Origin of the sequence: Thiohalophilus thiocyanatoxydans (assembly GCF_004366735.1) — a bacterium.
Taxonomy (GTDB): domain Bacteria; phylum Pseudomonadota; class Gammaproteobacteria; order UBA6429; family Thiohalophilaceae; genus Thiohalophilus; species Thiohalophilus thiocyanatoxydans.
Genome location: NZ_SOQX01000002.1, coordinates 474,700 through 494,602 on the forward strand (window position 1 = coordinate 474,700; position 19,903 = coordinate 494,602).

General features: G+C 58.9%; 20 protein-coding genes. 12 read left to right on the top strand and 8 right to left on the bottom strand.

Features of this window, described 5'->3' with window-relative positions; all coding sequences use genetic code 11:
- Nucleotides 1-4 precede the first annotated feature (4 nt).
- The 6 genes from arsS (at nt 5) to EDC23_RS05975 (ending at nt 6,028) form a co-directional block, all read left to right on the top strand.
- On the top strand, nt 5-964 hold the full coding sequence (gene arsS / locus EDC23_RS05950; RefSeq protein ID WP_134082094.1) for an arsenosugar biosynthesis radical SAM (seleno)protein ArsS: 960 nt from the start codon (nt 5-7) through the stop codon (nt 962-964).
- 582 nt (nt 965-1,546) lie between these two features.
- Nucleotides 1,547-2,668: a methyltransferase domain-containing protein gene (locus tag EDC23_RS05955; RefSeq protein WP_134082095.1), complete on the top strand. Its 1,122-nt coding sequence runs from the start codon at nt 1,547-1,549 to the stop codon at nt 2,666-2,668.
- A gap of 897 nt (nt 2,669-3,565) precedes the next feature.
- Nucleotides 3,566-4,243 carry a TIGR04283 family arsenosugar biosynthesis glycosyltransferase gene (locus EDC23_RS05960; protein ID WP_243830724.1) on the top strand — a complete coding sequence of 226 codons (678 nt, stop codon included), beginning with the start codon at nt 3,566-3,568 and terminating at the stop codon, nt 4,241-4,243.
- Complete coding sequence (locus tag EDC23_RS05965) at nt 4,240-4,887, top strand: TIGR04282 family arsenosugar biosynthesis glycosyltransferase (RefSeq protein WP_243830725.1); 648 nt, start codon at nt 4,240-4,242, stop codon at nt 4,885-4,887. The genes EDC23_RS05960 and EDC23_RS05965 overlap by 4 nt, the downstream gene beginning before the upstream one ends.
- Nucleotides 4,871-5,092 (top strand): hypothetical protein, encoded by a 222-nt coding sequence (locus EDC23_RS05970; protein ID WP_134082096.1) that lies wholly within the window; start codon nt 4,871-4,873, stop codon nt 5,090-5,092. The genes EDC23_RS05965 and EDC23_RS05970 overlap by 17 nt, the downstream gene beginning before the upstream one ends.
- Before the next feature lie 30 nt (nt 5,093-5,122).
- A complete protein-coding gene (locus EDC23_RS05975; protein WP_134082098.1) occupies nt 5,123-6,028 on the top strand; it encodes an alpha/beta hydrolase in 906 nt (301 codons plus the stop codon).
- 397 nt (nt 6,029-6,425) lie between these two features.
- Here EDC23_RS05975 and EDC23_RS05980 read toward each other — a convergent pair whose 3' ends face one another.
- From EDC23_RS05980 to zntR, 3 genes are read right to left on the bottom strand one after another with little or no spacing between them, the layout of a single operon-like run.
- Nucleotides 6,426-6,695: a thioredoxin family protein gene (locus EDC23_RS05980; protein ID WP_134082099.1), complete on the bottom strand. Its 270-nt coding sequence runs from the start codon at nt 6,693-6,695 to the stop codon at nt 6,426-6,428.
- A gap of 38 nt (nt 6,696-6,733) precedes the next feature.
- On the bottom strand, nt 6,734-7,072 hold the full coding sequence (locus tag EDC23_RS05985; protein WP_134082101.1) for a hypothetical protein: 339 nt from the start codon (nt 7,070-7,072) through the stop codon (nt 6,734-6,736).
- Complete coding sequence (zntR, locus tag EDC23_RS05990; protein WP_134082102.1) at nt 7,069-7,485, bottom strand: Zn(2+)-responsive transcriptional regulator; 417 nt, start codon at nt 7,483-7,485, stop codon at nt 7,069-7,071. The genes EDC23_RS05985 and zntR overlap by 4 nt, the downstream gene beginning before the upstream one ends.
- Nucleotides 7,486-7,671: 186 nt before the next feature.
- Here zntR and EDC23_RS05995 point away from each other — a divergent pair, with 186 nt between their 5' ends.
- The 3 genes from EDC23_RS05995 to EDC23_RS06005 all read left to right on the top strand — a co-directional run bounded on the left by EDC23_RS05995 (nt 7,672) and on the right by EDC23_RS06005 (nt 9,747).
- A complete protein-coding gene (locus tag EDC23_RS05995; protein WP_134082104.1) occupies nt 7,672-8,133 on the top strand; it encodes a hypothetical protein in 462 nt (153 codons plus the stop codon).
- Between the two features lie 116 nt (nt 8,134-8,249).
- Nucleotides 8,250-9,428, top strand: a complete 1,179-nt coding sequence (locus EDC23_RS06000; RefSeq protein WP_134082105.1) for a ketose-bisphosphate aldolase — start codon at nt 8,250-8,252, stop codon at nt 9,426-9,428.
- 127 nt (nt 9,429-9,555) lie between these two features.
- Nucleotides 9,556-9,747 (top strand): prevent-host-death family protein, encoded by a 192-nt coding sequence (locus tag EDC23_RS06005; RefSeq protein ID WP_134082106.1) that lies wholly within the window; start codon nt 9,556-9,558, stop codon nt 9,745-9,747.
- 283 nt (nt 9,748-10,030) lie between these two features.
- Here EDC23_RS06005 and EDC23_RS06010 read toward each other — a convergent pair whose 3' ends face one another.
- Entirely contained in the window at nt 10,031-10,357 is a 327-nt protein-coding gene (locus EDC23_RS06010; RefSeq protein ID WP_134082107.1) for a HigA family addiction module antitoxin, read from the bottom strand.
- Nucleotides 10,358-10,687: 330 nt separating this feature from the next.
- Between EDC23_RS06010 and EDC23_RS06015 the strand changes: the two genes are divergently transcribed.
- From EDC23_RS06015 to EDC23_RS06025, 3 genes are all read left to right on the top strand, one after another.
- Nucleotides 10,688-11,020: a helix-turn-helix domain-containing protein gene (locus tag EDC23_RS06015; RefSeq protein ID WP_134082109.1), complete on the top strand. Its 333-nt coding sequence runs from the start codon at nt 10,688-10,690 to the stop codon at nt 11,018-11,020.
- Nucleotides 11,021-11,451: 431 nt separating this feature from the next.
- Nucleotides 11,452-12,624, top strand: coding sequence for a porin (locus EDC23_RS06020; protein WP_166668783.1), 1,173 nt, complete (start codon nt 11,452-11,454; stop codon nt 12,622-12,624).
- A gap of 25 nt (nt 12,625-12,649) precedes the next feature.
- On the top strand, nt 12,650-12,940 hold the full coding sequence (locus tag EDC23_RS06025; RefSeq protein ID WP_134082111.1) for a c-type cytochrome: 291 nt from the start codon (nt 12,650-12,652) through the stop codon (nt 12,938-12,940).
- A gap of 708 nt (nt 12,941-13,648) precedes the next feature.
- Here the strand turns inward: EDC23_RS06025 and EDC23_RS06030 are convergent.
- From EDC23_RS06030 to EDC23_RS06045, 4 genes are all read right to left on the bottom strand, one after another.
- Nucleotides 13,649-16,786: an efflux RND transporter permease subunit gene (locus EDC23_RS06030; RefSeq protein ID WP_134082112.1), complete on the bottom strand. Its 3,138-nt coding sequence runs from the start codon at nt 16,784-16,786 to the stop codon at nt 13,649-13,651.
- A 10-nt stretch (nt 16,787-16,796) separates the two neighbouring features.
- Complete coding sequence (locus tag EDC23_RS06035; RefSeq protein ID WP_134082114.1) at nt 16,797-18,071, bottom strand: efflux RND transporter periplasmic adaptor subunit; 1,275 nt, start codon at nt 18,069-18,071, stop codon at nt 16,797-16,799.
- A complete protein-coding gene (locus EDC23_RS06040) occupies nt 18,068-19,327 on the bottom strand; it encodes a TolC family protein (RefSeq protein ID WP_243830735.1) in 1,260 nt (419 codons plus the stop codon). Before EDC23_RS06040 ends, EDC23_RS06035 begins: the two co-directional genes overlap by 4 nt.
- A 125-nt stretch (nt 19,328-19,452) precedes the next feature.
- Nucleotides 19,453-19,848: a hypothetical protein gene (locus EDC23_RS06045; protein WP_134082116.1), complete on the bottom strand. Its 396-nt coding sequence runs from the start codon at nt 19,846-19,848 to the stop codon at nt 19,453-19,455.
- Nucleotides 19,849-19,903 lie beyond the last annotated feature (55 nt).

Consider the following 19,903-nt stretch of genomic DNA (forward strand, 5'->3'; position numbering starts at 1 on the left):
TTATATGCACGCCACCTTACCGTTATTGCAAGAAACCGACTTCCCGACCCTGAAACGGGATCGGCTGACCACGTTGCAGATCAATCTCGGTTACCGTTGTAACCAGGCCTGTCTGCACTGTCACGTCAACGCCGGACCGACGCGCAAGGAAGTCATGCAACGCGAGACCGTGGACGACATCGTAACGTTTCTGCGGACTAATACATTGCAAACCCTGGACATCACCGGCGGTGCGCCGGAACTCAATCCGCACTTTCGCTATCTGGTCGAACAGGCGCGGTCACTGGGGATGCAGGTGATCGATCGCTGTAACCTGACCATCCTGCAGGAAGACGGGCAGGCCGATCTGGCGCAGTTTCTGGCCGACCATCAGGTGGAGATCGTCGCCTCCTTGCCCTGTTACCAGGAAGCCAATGTCAACGGCCAGCGGGGCGACGGCGTCTACGCCCGCAGCATCGACGCACTGCAACAACTCAACGCGGTCGGTTATGGCAAAGCGGACAGCGGCCTGGTATTGAATCTGGTCTACAACCCCACCGGCCCGTTCCTGCCGCCGCCCCAGGTGCAGCTGGAAGCCGATTACAAACGGGAACTGGCCAAACAGTCTGTGGAGTTCACTCACCTGTTCACCCTGACCAACCTGCCCATCCAGCGTTTTGGCAGTACGCTGATCTCCAAAGGCCAGTTCGAGGAATATATGCAACTGCTCAAAAGCGCCTATCAGGACGCCAATCTGGAAAACGTTATGTGTCGCACTCTCATCAGCATCGACTGGCAGGGCTATGCCTATGATTGTGATTTCAACCAGATGCTCAACCTGCCGTTGCCCAACGTGGGCAAACCCCGACCGCATATCCGCGACCTCACCGCCGACGCCCTGGCCGGCCGATCCATCGCCGTTGCCGATCACTGCTACGGCTGCACCGCCGGGCAGGGGAGTAGTTGTGGTGGTGCTTTGAATTGAAAAATGATTCACCGCAGAGACGCAGAGACGCAGAGATCGCAGAGGAAAATTTATTGTTGTTGTAGGAGGGGCTTGTAGCCGCGACCTGTCCTCTCCGATAGGATTGGTCGCCGATGGAATCGCCTCCTACAAAGTCAAAAACTTCTCTGTGACCTCTGCGTCTCTGCGGTGAAAAAATTATTAATAAAGAAACATAGATGGATGTACATGCTGAAGTTGCGTAGGTCACGCTGGCGATAGCCTGCGTGACATCTCTCTAACGGAGGACGTCAGGTAGCGCATCCGTGCAACCTGACCTACAGGGCTAATGCCAGTCCAGAGAGATTGCTTCGTCACGTTGTTCCTCGCAATGACCGCTCTATTTTCGGTCATTGCGAGCACCCCTGCGGGGCATAAACTTGGCGAAGCAATCTTTTGAGAAAAGTTATGTAGGTCACGCTGGCGATAGCCTGCGTGACACCTCTCGAACGGAGGGCGTCAGGTAGCGCATGCGCGCAACCTGACCTACAGGGATCAATAGCAGTGACTAGCTGCTAGTCACTAGATACTAGTGACTGTTCCGAACCAAGTGAGGAAACATAGATGGATGTACATGCTGAAGTAAAAAAACGCTATTCCGAAGGTGCCGAGTCGGTTCAGACCGCACTCTGCTGCCCGGTGGATTACGATACTGAATTATTGAAAATCCTGCCGAAGGAGATCGTCGACAAGGATTACGGTTGCGGCGATCCGTCGCGCTATGTACGCGAGGGCGATGTGGTGCTGGATCTCGGCGCCGGTGGCGGCAAGATCTGTTATATGGCGGCGCAGCTGGTCGGTGAGCAGGGCCATGTCATCGGCGTTGACATGAATGACGATATGCTGCTACTGGCCAGCAAATATCAACCTGAAATGGAAGAAAAACTCGGCAATAACCGGGTGACCTTTCTCAAAGGCTATATCCAGGACCTGGCGCTGGATGTGCAGGCCATGGAAGACTATCTGGCGGCCCAGCCGGTGTTCACTGCGGCCGATCTGGAACGCCTGCAGGCCTGGCAACAGGCGCAACGGCGCGACAATCCCCTGGTCGCCGATAACAGCGTCGATCTGGTGATCTCCAACTGCGTGCTCAATCTGGTCGCCGATGATCAAAAGCAGCAGATGCTCGAGGAAATCTTCCGTGTCCTCAAACCGGGCGGTCGGGTGGCCATCTCCGATATCATCAGCGACGAGCCGATCCCCGAGCATTTGAAACAGAATAGTGAGCTGTGGAGCGGCTGTATCTCCGGCGCATATCAGGAAGAGGACTTTCTCAACGCCTTTATCGATGCCGGTTTTGTCGCCGTCGCCTATGACAAATGGGAAGCCGAACCCTGGCAGGTGGTGGAGGGGATCGAGTTTCGTTCCGTGACCCTGACCGCCACACGTCCCGAAGCCACCGAGTGTCTCGATTACGGTCATGCCGTGATCTATCGCGGACCGCACAGCTCGGTCAGTGACGACGACGGCCATGTTTATCCACGCGGCGCGCGCATCGCCGTCTGCGAGAAGACCTTCCGCCTGCTAACCGAAAGCGGCGCCTACGGCGAGGACTTCATCGGCATCGCCCCGGCACAACCGGGTGAACCGAATACCTTCTGTGCCCCGGCTGGCACCCGGCGGCCCGCCGCCCAGACCAAAGGCGGAAGCCATCACACCACTATCAGCGGTCGGGGATGTTGTTGACGTCTCAACATTTCCGATGAAAAAGAGACTGACGCGGAGACGTTTATGCCCGTTGTCTGGGTGCAGAGGCGCAGAGGTGTAACAATGTTGAGTTCTGAATGTTGAATTTTGAATTACACGGAGCACTGCTATTCAAAATTCATAATCCAACATTCAAACTTGTCTCTCCGCACTCAAACAACGGGCATAAACGTCTCTGTGGTGAGGAATTGTTAAATGAAGGAAGGTCCGTAGGTCACGCGGGTGTTAGCCTGCGTGACATCTCTCGAACGGGGATGTCAGGTAGCGTATGCGCGCAACCTGCTATTGAACACCCCACCCTAACCCTCCCCTTGCAGGGGAGGGAACAATGCGGCGGGCAAGTAACTTTCCCCTTGTAGGGAAGGGAATAATGCGGCGGGTAATTAACTTTTGAGGAAATGTATTTTGCTTGTTTCTCACTTCCTTCAAGAGAAGCCCGGAAGGTGATTGACATGATCTATATTTCTCTCTCTTTTACACAGGAAAGGCAGAGAGGAAAGTTCTGCCTCCTCTCCCTCCCCTGCAAGGGGAGGGAACAATGCGGCGGGCAATTAACTTTTGAGGAAATGTATCTTGCTTGTTTCTCACTTCCTTCAAGAGAAGCCCGGAAGGTGATTGACATGATCTATATTTCTCTCTCTTTTACACAGGAAAGGCAGAGAGGAAGGTTCTGCCTCCTCTCCCTCCCCTGCAAGGGGAGGGTCGGGGTGGGGTGATCAAAAACAGGGATGATGCTTTATATATTTTGATTTAGTTACGTAGGTCACCTGGCGATAGCCTGCGTGACATCTCTCGAACGGGGATGTCAGGTAGCGCATGCGCACAACCTGACCTACGGGGCTGCGGTAAAAAATTATTCAATGAAGGCAATAACACGTGCAACGGCTCTCCATCATCATCCCGACCCTGAACGAGGCCGGGAGTATCAACCAAACGCTGGCTTTGTTACAGCCGCTGCGTTCGCGCGGGCATGAGGTGATTCTGGTCGATGGCGGCAGTACCGATGACACTGTGGACATGGCCCGTCCGGAGGTGGATCGCATTCTTAACAGCGATCCCGGGCGGGCCCATCAGATGAATGTGGGCGCGTCGCAGGCCAGGGGGGATATCTTCTGGTTTTTGCATGCCGACACGTTAATCCCCGAGCTGGCGGATCAGATCATCGCTGCGGCCATCGACAACCAGTCCCTGGCCTGGGGTCGTTTCGATGTGCGCCTCGACGGCAAGGATGTTCGGTTTCGGCTGATTGCGTTGATGATGAACCGGCGTTCGCGCCTGAGCGGTATCGCCACCGGCGATCAGGGGATCTTTGTCACCCGCGCGCTGTTTGAAAAAATCGGTGGCTTCGCCGAGCAGCCGTTGATGGAAGATATCGAGATCAGCCGTCGGCTCAAGCGCCATGTCCGACCGAACTGTCTCAAACAGGAACTGATCACCTCCAGCCGACGCTGGGAAACCCGCGGCATCTGGCGCACGGTCTTTTTGATGTGGCGCCTGCGGCTGCGCTATGCGCTGGGTGGCGATCCCCATAAACTGGCGAAGCTGTATCGATGAAACAAGACGCACCGACCACCGCCATCATGATCTTCGCCAGGGCGCCGGTTCCGGGACAGGTCAAGACCCGCCTGATCCCGGCGCTGGGAGAAAAGGGCGCGGCCGAACTGCATGCGCGACTTCTGGAACAGACACTTAATACAGTGACTCAGCTTGAGAATGTTGCGATCCAGCTTTATTGCCAGCCCGATACGCAACACCCGCTGTTTCGCCGGTCCGGCGATCGCACAACACTGAGCCTGCATCCGCAACAGGGGAACGATCTGGGCGAGCGCATGTCCAATGCATTTTCCGACCACCTGCCGTGCTATCCAAAGGTGCTGGTGGTTGGCTGCGACTGTCCCGCCCTGACCCCGGACGATCTGCGTGCGGTGATCGAGGCACTGGATACACAGGATGCCGTGATTATCCCGGCCCATGACGGTGGCTATGTCTTGCTGGGACTGAAAGTGTTTTCACCGCTGATTTTCAGCGACATCGACTGGAGCACCGAGCGGGTGTTCGAACAGACCATCCGGCAGCTCGACGCGGCTGGTTTGCAGTGGATCGCGCTTGAACCGAAACAGGATATCGATCGCCCCGAGGATCTGATCCATTGTCCCGAACATTTATTAACCGGAGTCCCTGATGAAATGGCTGGATAAAATTCCGTTTCCCACCCTGATTATTATCGCCGTCCTGCTGGGGCTGGCGCCTTTTTCGCCGCAACCGCATCTGGTTGAAAAACTGCAGATGCTGTTTGCCGGCACCCTGAGCAAGCCGATCGATATTTTCGATCTTGTTTTGCACGGCGCACCACTGGTGCTGCTGGCGATAAAAACCGTTCGTCATTTCAAATATAACAACTAACACCAAAACGTTTACCGGAGGTATCAGACAATGCGCTTACGTGACATATTTACCCTGCTTTTGATCACCATGGCCCTGGGCAGCGGCGCCGCCCAGGCCAAACAGGTTCAGACTGACTATGAGGATCTCAAACTCAATGCCGAACTGGTCCAGGCCGACGGCAGCAGCCTGGAGGAGGGCGTGGTACTGATGGTCCACGGCACCCTGGCGCACGGCCAGATGGAGATCATGAAGGGACTGCAGAACGTCTTCAAGGAATACGGTATCAACTCCCTGGCCATTAACCTGAGCCTGGGACAAAGTGATCGTGAAGGTATGTACGACTGTGACGACACGCATCGTCACAAGCATACCGACGCCGTGGATGAAGTCGCTCACTGGCTGAACTGGCTCAAGGAGCAGGGCGCCGATAATATCACTCTACTGGGCCATTCCCGCGGGGGTAACCAGGCCGCCTGGTTCGCCGCCGAACAGAATGATCCCGCCCTGAAAGAAGTGGTGCTGATTGCGCCGCAGATGTGGGACATGAAGTACGAGCGTAAAAACTACAAGGAACGCTACGATACCGCGCTGCAGCCGATCTTCAACAAGGCGAAAAAGCTGGTCAAAAAAGGCAAGGGCGATACCCTGCTGAAAAACACCGACTTCATCTACTGCGAGGACACCACGGTCAGCGCCGAGAGTTTTGTCAACTATTACAAGGATGATGAGCGCAAGGACACCCCGGGGCTGTTAAAACAGATCGACAAACCGGTTCTGGTCATCGCCGGCACCGAGGATAACGTGGTCAAGGGACTCGAGAAACGCGTTGAACCGCTGGCCGACGGCGAGAAGGTCAAACTGGAAGTGATTGACGGCGCCAATCACATGTTCCGGGATCTCTATCTGTACGACATCGCCGATCAGGTTCAGGCTTTGATCGACGCGCGTTCCTGAGGTACATGCCAACCTCGCGGCGGCCGGAGGCCGTTGTGGGAGGGGCTTGTAGCCGCGACCTGTCCTCTCCGAAAGGTTCGGTCGCCGATGGAATCGCCTCCTACAACAGATACACAGGTCACGCTGGCGATAGCCTGCGTGACATCTCTTAAACGGAGAATGTCAGGTAGCGCATGCGCGCAACCTGACCTACGGGGCTAACGCGGAGGCGTTTATGCCCGTTGTGTGGGTGCCAAGGCGCAGAGAAACCAGAGAGAAATGTATTGTTGTTGTAGGAGGGGCTTGTAGCCGCGACCTGTCCTCTCCGAAAGGTTCGGTCGCCGATGGAATCGCCTCCAACAGATACGCAGGTCACGCTGGCGATAGCCTGCGTGACACCCTTTGAAAGATAGCTTCCTCAGCCCAGCGGTTGACCAATCCCGGCGGCTTTCAGGCTCGCCGCGTCAACGCCGCGATCCCGGCAACAGGCAACCAGTTCACCGTTGACCGCCACGGCAGGCACAGAACGCACCCCCAGCGATTTGGCCCGTGCCGCATTCTCGCTGTCGTGCATCGCCAGCACGCTGATCTCACAGGACGAACAGGCCAGTTGATTGACCAGGTCGATCGTTTCCTGGCAGACCGGGCAACCGGCACTGAATATTTCGATCTGACGTTTGTCGCTCATGATTCACCTCCTGATAACAAAAACACAATTGTTCAGTTTCATGCCGCGGGGAAGGTGGATGATGTGGAAGCGCGGCTCCGCAAGGCGTTAACGATGTCCGCCTGTGCCGGCACACCCTGTTGTCGGCCTGTCTCACCCTGGCTATAGAGACGGCAACAGAGATCGTCGCCGGACACCCCGGCCCCGCTGACATCCTGGCCGTCCACCAGGATGGTGGGAGAGCCGTAGCCGTGAACATGCCCCGGCGCGGCGGGATCGGTGATCTCCCATTCCCGCCAGCGTGGCGTCAGCCCGGCTTCACCAAAGGCTCGCAACAATTGTTCGCGGGCCCCGGCGATATTCGGGCAGGTTTTTTCATAAACCAGTTCGATGCTCATCCGTTGTTCTCCTCCTGATCATCCAGCTCCTCAAGGATCGGGCAATCACTCAACGCCCCGGCGCCGCTGCATTTTTGCGCCATGCGCTGCAAGGCGTCGCGAATCCGTTCAAGCTCCCGGATTTTCTGGTCGACCTCCTCAATCTTGCGGATCGCCCGGCTCTTGATGTCGGCACAGGCGGTATTTTGATCCTGGCGCAGGGCCAGTAATTCACCTATGTCGTTCAGCGTGAAGCCCACCTGCTTGGCATGCTGGATAAACCGGACCCGTTTGATCGAATCGGGCGGATACTGCCGGTAGCCGCTGTCGGTCCGCTGCGGCTTCGACAACAATCCCTGCTTCTCGTAAAAGCGCAGGGTTTCCACCGTTACCCCGGCGGCGCTGGCCAGCTGGCCGATGCTCAGGTTATTCATCGTTGAACCTCCATTGAGTGAAAGTCTAAACCCTGAAGTATGCTTCAGGGTCAAGGACGAACTGGATCGACGTCCCGGGTAGCAGAGGAGGGCACAGGGGCTCGATGTGTCAGTATGGAAGTAATTGAACGATCGCTCAAGTATTGCTAAGCTGGGTCTCACAGTTACCTGACAGGAGCGTTGAGCATGCGGAGTCTATTGATTAATCACAGCTATCTGGGCGTCGGCGAACTGTTTGCGCCCTGGCGACGACTCGATCAGCTGTTACACCCTTATCGGCATGTGCACAACACGCCCTATCTGGGACGTGACTTCCAGGTCCGCTGGACTGAGCGGGCCGAGCGGGCATTACAGGCCGGGGCAAGCCCCATGCTCGTCGAAATGCAGCTCTATTTCTCCTGCATGGTCAAAAAACGGGTCCTGTTTCATCAGGCGGCCGAACAGAGCGCGGATGATGCCATCACGATCAATCCGTCACTGAAGGTGGTCCTGCGCTCGGTAGAGGCCCAGTGGTGCGATCCACAAGAGTTCGCCAGAAACTATCCGGCGCGCCGGACATTCGACAATCCCGCGATCAAGAAGGTCACGCCCCGCCGGCTCGACATCGATTATCGCCAGGGACAATGGCAGGGTGAGTTTCAGCTATAGATGATTATCTATAATAAAAAGATGATGAATTGTCATAACAGGATTGATATTTACTGATTCAGTCTTCTGGGGCAGACTACGGCAACCCGAGCTCAACTGCCAAAGGAGTCTGTCCCATGCCCCTGGTCAATATGCGTGACATGCTGCAGCATGCCCACCGTGAACGGTATGCCGTTGCGGCCTTTGATCTGGTCAGTCTCGATTTTCTGCACGCCATTCTCAACGCCGCCGAAGCCTGCGAGGCGCCGGTGATCCTGAGTCTGGCCGAATCCCATTTTGATTACTTCGACTTTCCCACCCTCATGCCGGCGGTGGTCTCGGCCGCGCGCCGCGCCAATGTACCGGTCGCCATTCATCTGGATCACGGCGCCACCTACGAGAGCGCGGTGCAGGGCATCAACCTGGGCTGCACCGGGGTCATGGTGGACGCCTCCACCCGGCCCTTTGAAGGCAACGTGGACTACACGCGCAAGATTGTCGGGATGGCCCACGCTTGCGGGGTGCCGGTCGAAGGCGAACTGGGCTACGTCGCCGGCGTCGAGGGTGAGGACGCCGAACGCCATCCCGGTGAAGTCCGCTATACCGAAGTGGCGGAGGCCAAGGAGTATGTCGAGCGCACCGGCGTCGATTTTCTGGCCGTCTCCATCGGCACCGTGCACGGGCGCATGAAAGGCGAACCCAACCTGGACATCGAACGCCTCGGCGCCATCAACGACGCGCTTGGGATCCCATTGGTCATTCACGGCGGCACCGGTCTCTCCGATCAACAGTTCCAGGATCTGATCGCCAACGGCGTCACCAAGATCAACTATTACACCGCCCTGGCCGATGCCGCCGGCAAACAGATCCGCGCCAATGCCCAAGCAGATAGCGGCTGCGGTTACACCGGCCTGGTCAAAGGCGTCATCGGCGCCATCCAGCAAGAGTGCGAAAAACGCATCCGCCAGTGGGGCAGTGACGGCAAGGCCGCCGCCGTCCTGGCCGAGGCCGAGCCCTGGCAGGAGGTCGAGCACGTCATCGTCTACAACACCGAGGGCACCACGGCCGAACAGGTGGACGAGCTGATGCAGATCGGTCGCGACACCCTCAGCAACATCCCCGGCGTGCGCCGCGTCTTCACCGGCAACGCCCTGCAGGAAGACGCCACATATCAACACTGCTGGGTCATCCGCTTCGCCCACCGCGAGGTCGCGGACAGTTACAGGAACCACCCGGACCACGTCGCCTACGCCGACACCCATTTTCGCCCCGTGGCCGGGGACCGGATCAGCATCGATTACGAGGATGCGGATTGAATAATCCATTTAAAACAATAAGATATGATATATATTTCAAGTGGTTTATATATCAACATGTGAGCCTCCCGGGCTATTCTACGAGTGCTATTATCAGTCCAGAATCGCGAATTGGGGAACGGTAGTGATGACAGGCAAATTTTCCAAAGATGGACTTCCCGCAACCGGACTGAAGGTCAATCCCGGTCGAATCATCGATGGCGACAAATCCGCAGAAGATCAGGCCTTCATGCACGCCGTGGTAGCAGGGCTGACTGATCTGGAGGCAGGACGCGAATATTCACTCGAGGAAGCCAAATCCAGGTTGGATATAAAATAGACCGTAGAACCGTCTCCATTTATCCTTGCCAAAATCGCCTGTAGGAGTGCCGCAGACCCCAGGAATGAGGTGACGCACCAGAGAATTCATCGGCCCGGAAATGAAAAACCCCAGGATCATCACCAACTCGGAGGTTGGGAGAGGATTTACCCGGGGGCTGCACTTTAAAAATAACGAAAAGAGTTATGAATAACAAAGCTAATTTTAGCTATTTCAGGCGAGGGGAGAAGTAAAGGCGGCCATACCAATGCGCGGCGACCGTACGGCCTTTCTCTGCCGACTGCTACCTGCCAACTACCGACTGAAAACTATCTTTATTCCGTTTAACCGCTTTGCGAATTTCCTGGCCGCGCTCGAGTTCGGTTTTCTTCAGGTCGTAGGCCTGCTGCAGGTTCATCCAGACCTCGGCGCTGGTACCGAAGTAACGGGCCAGGCGCAGGGCCGTATCGGCGGTAATCGCCCGTTCTCCACGCAGGATGGCAGCAATCCGGTTATGCGGCACATCAATGGCCTCGGCGAGTGCCCGTGCCGAGAGGCCCAGTTCGTCCATATCCTCGCGCAGAAACTCACCGGGATGAATCGGCGGCAATTTGTTCGTCGGGGTAGTCATCAAGCTCACCTGTCAGTGGTAATCGCCCTGTCCCTGAAGCTCCGTATCATAGGCAAATACTAGAAGGCGGGACGTGTGACGTCAAGCATCCCGGGTGGAAGTTAAAACAAGTTGCTCGCTTATTTTAGGATAAGGTTACATCTTGAAATAGCTTGTAAGGCTATGAATATTAACAAATTCTCTGACTACAGGCGTAGAGGGGGTAAATCTCGCTCTTCTCTGATGACTGCCATCTGCCAACTATCTCTTCTTGTCCCTTGATATAGCCTAGGCTTCGTCAAACCTTGTGTCTGTACGCAATTCGCGTACACTCGTTTTATGAAGAAAGCAATGACCCATAAACGCAAACTGTTTGATGAATTGATCGAGGGTGTCGATGCCATGAGCCAGGAGCGTGAAGGCAAGATCACACTGCGCTCTCATGAAATCGACGAATTACCGCCCCTGGAAATTGCCGCCGATACCATTCGCGAGACACGCGAAAAACTGAACGTGTCGCGCGCCGTATTCGCCCGCCATTTGCGCGTCTCGACCCGAACCCTGGAAAACTGGGAGCAGGGCCGGGCCAAACCCAATGCCCAGGCCGCGGCGTTGATCCTGATGGTGCGTGAATACCCCGACACACTCGAAAAGCTACATTCATTACACAACGATGCGGCTTAAAGCGAATGCGCCGGATCCGCTTTGCTTGATCCGGCCTACCTCTGCCGACTGCTATCTGCCAACTGCCAACTATCTTCCCTCGTCCCTGTGCTTATTGGCACCTGCTGGCATTCTGCCCATATTTGATCTACGTTGATGAGATAGTTTGCCAAATCCACTCTAAATCAGCTCAGCCTTGTATTAGCGATTGCCAGGTTTAGGTTGAATGCCAACACCGGTTGGCGGGAATCCGATGACTGCATGGACAATCGAGCAACACCCCGTACCCCGCGCTCGCAGCGCTAACCTGCAAGTATTGTGTGTCATACACGCGGTCTATCGCGATCGGCTTGCATCAGCCACACTTCGCGCGACCTGTGATGACACAACGGCCAACCATGACCCCGCGCATATCTTCTTACATGGGAAACCCGAACAAAGAGGGTGAGACAATGGATAAATTCAAAAAAACGGCGTGCACCCGGGCGGTGGTCGCCACGCTGGGGGCCGCCCTGGTGGTTCCGGGTGTGGCCCTGGGCGCTGACGACGATCTCAAGCAGCGGATCGAGACGCTGGAACAGAAGCTTGAGGCGATCGAGCTGGAGGCGGGTGCCGAAGAGCGGGCCGACAGCAAGTGGCACCTGGCCGGCTACGCCGACGTCGGCTTCGAGTCCTCGAATCAGGACGATACCGACGACAAATTCTCGGTCGGTCATTTCAACCCGGTCTTTCACTGGCTGTATAAAGACAATTTGCTGTTTGAGGCGGAGCTGCAGATCGAGCTCGGGGATGACGGGACAACCTCGGTGGCCATGGAGTATGTCGATCTGAACTACTTCGTCAATGACTCGCTCACCCTCGTGGCCGGGCAATTCCTGAGTCCAGTCGGCCAGTTCCAGGAGCGCCTGCATCCGACCTGGATCAACAAGCTGCCGAACGCCCCGGCGGGATTCGGACATGGCGGGGTGCAGCCGCTCAGCGATGTCGGGGTCCAGGCGCGCGGCGGCGTCCCGCTGGGCGGTGCGATATTTGGCTATGCCCTGGCCGTGGGCAACGGGCCGCAGGGCGGCCACCACGGTCCCGAGCTCGAAGGCTTTAACGCGGATAATAATAGCAACAAGGCGCTCAGCGGCCGCTTCGGGATCTTCCTGCCCGCCTCGCAACTGGAGTTCGGTGTCTCGTTCCTGAGCGCCGAAATCCCCGGTGAGGAGGCCGATGCGGGCGCGGTGACCGACGGCGATCTCGATCTGTGGGGCGTGGACGCCGCCTACACCCGGGCGCCCTGGGAGTTTCGGGCCGAGTATCTGGACTCCTCCCTGGGCGAGCACCTTGGGGCGGGCGCACACGGCGCCGGCAGTACAAGCACCCTGCCTGAGACGAACTGGGAGGCCTGGTACGTGCAGGGGGCGCGGCAGTTTGGCAAATGGGAGCCGGTCCTGCGTTACAGTGACTACAGTGGGGACGGCTACGGCCCATGGATAGAGGAAACGCGCAGCGAATGGACGGTCGGTCTGAACTACCTGCTTGCGCCCAGCGCCATCCTCAAGACGGCCTATCAATCGGTGAGTCCGGACGAGGGCGAGGATTACGAGCAGTTCCTCGTTCAATTCGCCTACGGTTTCTAACAGGGTTTAATGCGGAGACACGATCATGAAGCTTCTATGCGCAAAGACAACAGTCAAAGCGGCGCTTGCTGCCGCCGCCCTGGTACTTGGTACGGCCGGTATCGTGCAGGCCGAGGAAGCCGGCAACGACTCGCAGCAATTCGCCCGGGGCGCCGAGGCGTGGCAAAACAATTGCGCACGCTGTCATAACATGCGGGACACCAAAGAGCTCCAGGACTACGAATGGGAAGTGTCGGTGATGCACATGCGCAAGGTAGCGAATCTGCCGGGTATGACCGCCCGGGACATCATGGTCTTCCTCAAGGCGGCCAATTAAAGAAAGCGACCTCGGTGCTCGCGCTGTCCTTGAACCGGCTCTTCACTGTCAACGGCCAACTATCTTTCCTTGTCCCTTTGCTCGTAGCGCCGGATCCACGAAGTTTATGCCCCAAAGGGCGCTTGATCCGACCTGCGGGTTAAACCCGGGTAGGGTGCGTCCTACGCACCTCGTTCTTGATGCGAGGTTAACGGTGCGTAGAACGCACCCTACTTCTGCGACTGCCGACGGCTATCTGCCAACTGCAAACTATCTTTCCTCGTCCCTCGTAACTCGTCCCTTGGTCCTGCCCGAAGGGCTGTGAAACGTAGGTCAGGTTGCGCGCAGCGCTACCTGACATTCTCCGTATCGGCAGGGGAGTCACGCAGGCTAACGCCAGCGTGACCTACAGGATTAGCCAGAGTATAAAGTGCGCATGAAGTTGGAACAGTTGTTTAGAGTCAATGTATCGGTCCGCGTAGTTCATGCTCCAAAGGGTGCTTGATCCGACCTACCTCGGCTACCAGCCATGTAGGTCAGGTTGCGCGCAGCGCTACCTGACATTCTCCGTATCGGCAGGGGAGTCACGCAGGCTAACGCGCCAGCGTGACCTACAGGATTAGCCAGAGTATAAAGCGCATGAAGTTGGAACAGGCTATTTGCCCGATACCGCTTCGCTTTATCGGGCCTACAGACTGCCGACTGCTATCTGCCAACTGCAAACTATCTTTATGCCTGTCTGGCATAAGCCAACCGATACAACACCGGCAACACCACCAGGGTCAGTAATGTGGAAGAGACGATCCCGCCGATCACCACGGTGGCCAGGGGCCGTTGGACTTCGGCGCCGATGCCGACGTTGAAGGCCATGGGCACGAAACCGAGACTGGCGACCAGGGCGGTCATCATCACCGGGCGCAGGCGGCGCATGGCGCCGTCGAAAATCGCCTGATCCAGCGCGATGCCCTGGTTACGCAACTGTCTTATGTAAGAGAGCATCACCACGCCATTGAGCACCGCGATCCCCGACAGTGCAATAAACCCGACCGCCGCGGAGATGGACAAGGGCATGCCGCGCAGGGCGAGGGCGGCGATGCCGCCGGTCAACGCCAGCGGTACGGCGCTGAACACCAGCCCCGCATCGCGTGCCGAGTCGAAGGCCATGAACAGCAGGCCGAAGATCAGCAACAGCGTCAACGGCACCACCAGCGACAGCCGCTGCGCGGCGGCGATCAGCTGCTCAAAAGTGCCGCCGTAATCGATCCAGTACCCGGCGGGCAGATCGACTTCGGAACGCACGGCCTCACTGACCGCATCGACAAAGCTGCCCAGATCCTGGCCGCGAACATTGGCGGTAACAAAGATGCGCCGCTTGCCGTTCTCGCGGCTGATCTGGCTGGGTCCGGTTTGAAAATCGATCGTCGCCACTTCCCCCAGCGGGATACTCTCCTCCAGGCCGTGGCCCACCCCCAGCATGTCGGCGTCGCCTTCAACTTCGCGCTGCGTATCGGCTGACAGGGAGATCGGCAAGCGTGCCAGGGCATCGAGATCAGTACGCAAATCTTCGGGCAGGCGCACCACCAGATCAAAGCGGCGATCGCCCTGGTAGATCTGACCCACGCTGCTGCCGCCGGTGGCGGTCTGCAGCACCTCCTGGACCGAGGCGACGTCCAGCCCGTACAGCGCGAGGCGCTCGCGATCGGGCGTGACGGTCAGCAACGGCAACCCGGTGGTCTGCTCGGTGCGCACATCCGCCGCCCCCGGCACGCCGCGCACGGTGGTCTCGATCTGTTCGGCCAGCTCGACCAGCGTGTCGAGATCATCGCCGTAGATCTTCACCGCCAGATCCGCGCGCACCCCCGATATCAATTCATTAAAGCGCATCTGGATCGGCTGGGTGAACTCGTACTTGTTGCCGGGCAGGTCGGTGACCGCCGCTTCCAGTTCGCGCACCAGTTGCGCCTTGGGTTTGCGCGGATCGGGCCACTGCTCGCGCGGCTGCATAATAATAAAGGTGTCGGCCACGTTGGGCGGCATGGGATCAGTGGCCACCTCGGGCGTGCCGATCTTGCTGAACACATGTTTGACCTCGGCGAACTCACGCACCTTCGCCTCCACATGCTGTTGCATCTCGATCGACTGCGACAGGCTGGTGCCGGGAATGCGCAGGGCATGCATGGCAATGTCGCCTTCATCCAAATCGGGGACAAACTCGCTGCCCATGCGCGTGGCCTGCAGCGCGGCGATGCCCACCAGGGCGACAGCCATCACCACCACGGGCAACTTGTTCGCCAGCGCCCGATTCAGCACCGGTTCGTAAACGCGGCGCAGGCCGCGCATCGCCCGGTTCTCCTGTTCGTTGATCGGCCCGCGCACAAACACGGCCACCGCGGCCGGGACCGCCGTCACCGAGAGGATCAACGCCGAGAAGAGGGCGGTGACCACGGTAAAGGCCATGGGCTCGAACATCTTGCCTTCCACGCCACTGAGGGCAAAGATCGGCACATACACGATCATAATGATCGTCACCCCGAACACGCTGGGGCGGATCACTTCCGTGGTCGCCTCCTGCACCACCCGCAGGCGCTGTTTCAGGTTGGGCAGCCCGCCGTGCATGCGCTGGTACTCGCCCAGTCGTCGCAGACAGTTTTCCACGATGATCACCGCGCCATCGACAATCAGGCCGAAGTCCAGCGCGCCCAGGCTCATCAGGTTACCGGAGACGCGTGAGCCCACCATGCCGCTGACGGTCATCAACATCGCCAGCGGGATCACCGCCGCGGTGATCAACGCGGCGCGCCAGTTGCCGAGCAACAAAAACAGCACCAGGATCACCAGCAACGCGCCCTCGGCCAGGTTCTTCTGCACGGTGGCGATGGTCTTGTCCACCAGGCTGGTGCGATCGTAGACCGCGTTGAGCTCCACCCCGTCGGGCAGGGAGGGTTTGATCTGCTCGATGCGTTGCGCGGCGGCCTGCGCCACTTCGCGGCTGTTCTCGCCCATCAGCATAAAGACCGTGCCCAGTACCACCTCCTGGCCGTCGCGGGTCGCGGCGCCGGTGCGCAGTTCATTGCCCAGTTTCACATCCGCCACACTGGCCAGCGGGATCGGCACGCCGTTGCGCTTGGCCACGGTAATCTCCCGGATCGCGTCCAGGTCGGCCAGCTGCCCCGGCGAGCGAATGGTGTACTGCGCGCCGAAGCGTTCGATATAGCCGGCGCCGGTGTTGCGGTTGTTGCGCGCCAGGGCCCGCATCACATCCTGCAGGGTGAGATCATGCGCCAGCAGCTTGTCGGGGTAGGGCAGCACATGAAACTGCTTGGTATAACCGCCGATGGTATTCACTTCCACCACGCCGGGGGTCTGGCGCAACTGCGGGCGCACGATCCAGTCCTGCACCGTGCGGAGTTCCATGGGCGAATGGTTATCGCCGCTGACCGTGTACATAAAGATCTCGCCCAGCCCGGTGGCGATCGGCCCCATGGCCGGTTCGATATCGGCGGGCAGCTTCGACTTGACCCCGGAGAGCCGTTCGTTCACCAGTTGCCGGGCGCGATAGATATCCGTGCCTTCCTTGAACACCACCGTCACCTGCGACAGGCCGTAGCGGGAGAGGGAACGGGTATAGTCCAGCCCGGGCAGGCCGGCCATAGCGGTCTCCACCGGGAAGGTGATCCGTTGTTCGGACTCCAGCGGCGAATAGCCCGGCGCATCGGTGTTGATCTGCACCTGGATATTGGTGATATCCGGCACCGCATCGATGGGCAGGCGCTGGTAGTTATAGATCCCCAGCGCTGTAACAAGCAGTACGGCGACCAGCACCAGCCAGCGATGCGCCAGGGAAAACGCAATAATTCGATTCAACATACTTTAATCCTCAGTGCGCATGCGTGGCGCCGGACTTCTCGATGTCCGCCTTGATCAGGTAGCTGTTTTGCGTGACATACGGCGTGCCCGGTTCCAGGCCGCCGAGCACCTCGACCCATTGGGCGTCGCGGCGTCCCAGCTCCAGCATGCGCACCTCGTAGGTGTCATCGAATTTGGCATACACCACCTTGAAGTCCCGAAAGTCCTGAATGGCCGAATGACGTACCGCCAGCGGCACCTCCTCCTGTTCGACCACCACCTCGCCGTGCACGAACTGGCCCGGTCGTAGCCGGCCGTCGGGATTGTCCAGCACGATCCGCGCGCGCACGCTCTGGCTGGCATGTTCCGCCAGGGGCGAGATCCAGTCGATCACCCCCTCGCGCTCGTACCCTTCCAGATTTCCGACATGCACGGTCTGACCGACTTCGACCTGTTCGGTATCGCGGCCGAAGACATCCAGCTGCACCCAGACCTGCGACAGATCGGCGATCACAAACAGCACCGCGTCGCCGGTGGCCTGGCCGATCTGCAGATTGCGTTTGACGATCACCCCGTCGATGGGGGCCTTGAGGGTGTAGTTTTGCAGGCTCTCGTTACTCTGGATGACGGCCAGGGTCTCGCCCTGTTTCACCCGCGTGCCCAGATCGCCCTCGATGGATTGCACCACGCCGGGGAAGCGGGCGCGCAGTTGGGACAGCCGATCGGGATCGACCTGCACCCGCCCGTGCAGCGTGACCACCCGTTCCAGGGTTTGCGGCCCGGCGGTCTCGGTCGCGATACCGGACAGTTCCGCCATCGCGTTGGGGATCGTGGTGCGCCCTTCGTGGTTGTCAAATTGCCAGCGGTACTCCTCTCCCTGATAACTGGCTTCGACCGTCACATCGAACGAGTGGGGCTCGACAACGGTCTGCTGGCCGCGCAGATAATCCTCAAACGGTTTAAAGCCAATGCGATCCTGACGTCCGCCCAGGCGATCGAGCGTGATGGTCAGATCCACGTTATCGGGATCCAGCGGCTCACCGTCGGCATAGGCATAAACGTGATACTCCGGCGGCACGCCCTGTTCGACTATGGTCAATTCCAGCGCAAAGTTATCTTGCTCCAGCAGCCGTCCGCCCTGTGGACCGCGCGGGACTTCCTCGTGATCGGCTTGGCCGCCATGGGCCGAGGTATTACCGGCGGCCGTTGACTCCGGCTTATCCAACACCATCACCAGCAACACAGCCAGCGCCAGCAGGGCGATCACGGCGATCGCGATCGCCGGGGATTTTTTGGGCAAACTCATTGGGAAACTCCTGTCTGTACAGCCGTGCCGGTAAGGCGTTCGATCTCGAACCGGGCACGATGATAGGTGGCGGCGGTGGCAACCCGCTCCAGGCGACTGTCGATCAGCGCTTGCTCGGCATCATTCAATTCGAGCAGCGAATAGCGCCCGCGTTGATAACCGCGACGATAATCGCGCAACGCGCGTTCGGCCCCGGGGATGATCGACTCTTGTAAGGTCTCCAGCGCGGTATAGGCATAACGCATCTCCTGATAGGCCTCGTACAGGGCCGAGAGCAGGGCCAGGCGTTGCTGTTCCTGTTCGTAAGGTTGTTGCCGGTGGCGTTGTTGCGCCTCGTCGATATAGGGCTCGGCGCGCGAGCCGCTGCCCAGCGGCACGCTGAAGGAGAAGACCAACGCCGCGTCGTCCGTCTGGCGCTGGTGGCGCACCCCGCCACGCAGTTGAACATCCAGCGAGCGGCGCGACTGTGCCAGACGATAGCGGGCCTCGGCGAGGCGTTGCTCGGTGGCAAACTGCGCGATACGGGGATTGGCCGCAAGCCGGGCCTTCAAGGTGTCGAAAGGTTCGGGCGAGGGCAGATCGTACAGATCCGCCGACAGCGCCCCGAACCCGGCCGACGCCGCGCCCCACATGTTGGCCAGCTTCAAGCGCGCCACCTCGAGCGCATGGCGCTGGCGTTGCAGTTCCAGTCGGGTCTGGTCGAGGGCGTTTTGTGCCCGAAAACGTTCGGCCGTCGGCGAGCGCCCGGCCTCGACCCGTTGGCTGACCGATTGCAGGGTTTGCTGGCGGGTCTGGCGGGCCTGTTCGATCAACGCAATGCGCTGCTGCAGGATCAACACCTGCAGATAACGCCGCGAGGCGGTAGCCACGATATCCAGCCGTTGCGCGGAGAGCTCATCCTGCAACAACCCGGCCCGCGCCCGGGCCACCTCCGTCCGCTGTTCAGGCTTATCACCCAGTTCCAGCACCTTCGCCAGGCTCAGGGTGGACTGCAATCGATCCGTCCCGCTGTAGACACCGGTGCCGGCGACATTCTCTAGCTCCAGCCCGACCCGCCAGGGCGGCGCCTGGCTCGCCTGTTCAATGCGCGCCGCCGTCGCGCCTGCCCGGTAATCCATCGCCTGGATCGTCGGGTTGTGTTGCAACACCCGCACGATCGTCTCGGACAGGGTGATCTCATCCTCGGCCGACGCCGCCGGAACCGAAAACGGCAGGCTCATCAACAACAGGCCCACCCATAGCGCTCGAATCGCCATCACTACGTACTCCAGAAATTCTCATCAGTGGTCTGCGCTAGCCTGATCAGGCAGGCAAACACACAGAACCGTCACACACGGCACAGAAATAGGCCGTGGCATCAAAACAGCAAAGCAGGGGAGTTTCAGTATTGCGGCGGGGCGCGCAGCGGGGGAGAGAGCGAATAATAACGGGGCGGTCGAAGCGTAAACTGTTTTCGGGCCCGGCTGAGTGTCCTGCCCGTGAGGGGCAACAACAGGACCAGCACCATCAGCAGGGCAACATCCAGGGAGAGGTCGCTGAACTTCTTGACCAGCGTCCCCGGGCCGCTCTTCAGCGGCGTCGAATCGGAACCCGTCTCCCCATGGCTGCCGATATCGGTCAGAAAATGCCGATCGACCACATGCCCATGCTCGCTGGCGGCGTCATCCAGGTGGTGCAGATGTAGATGGGAGGGGAACAACAACATCATCAGCAGACTGCCGAACAGCAGTCCGATCAGCCAGCTCTGGCGGGATATCCATTGGCGGTAATGTCGCATGGCCGAGAGTCTAACAAGGTTTTCCGGCGCTGTGCGAGTCGTGACACACGGAGCG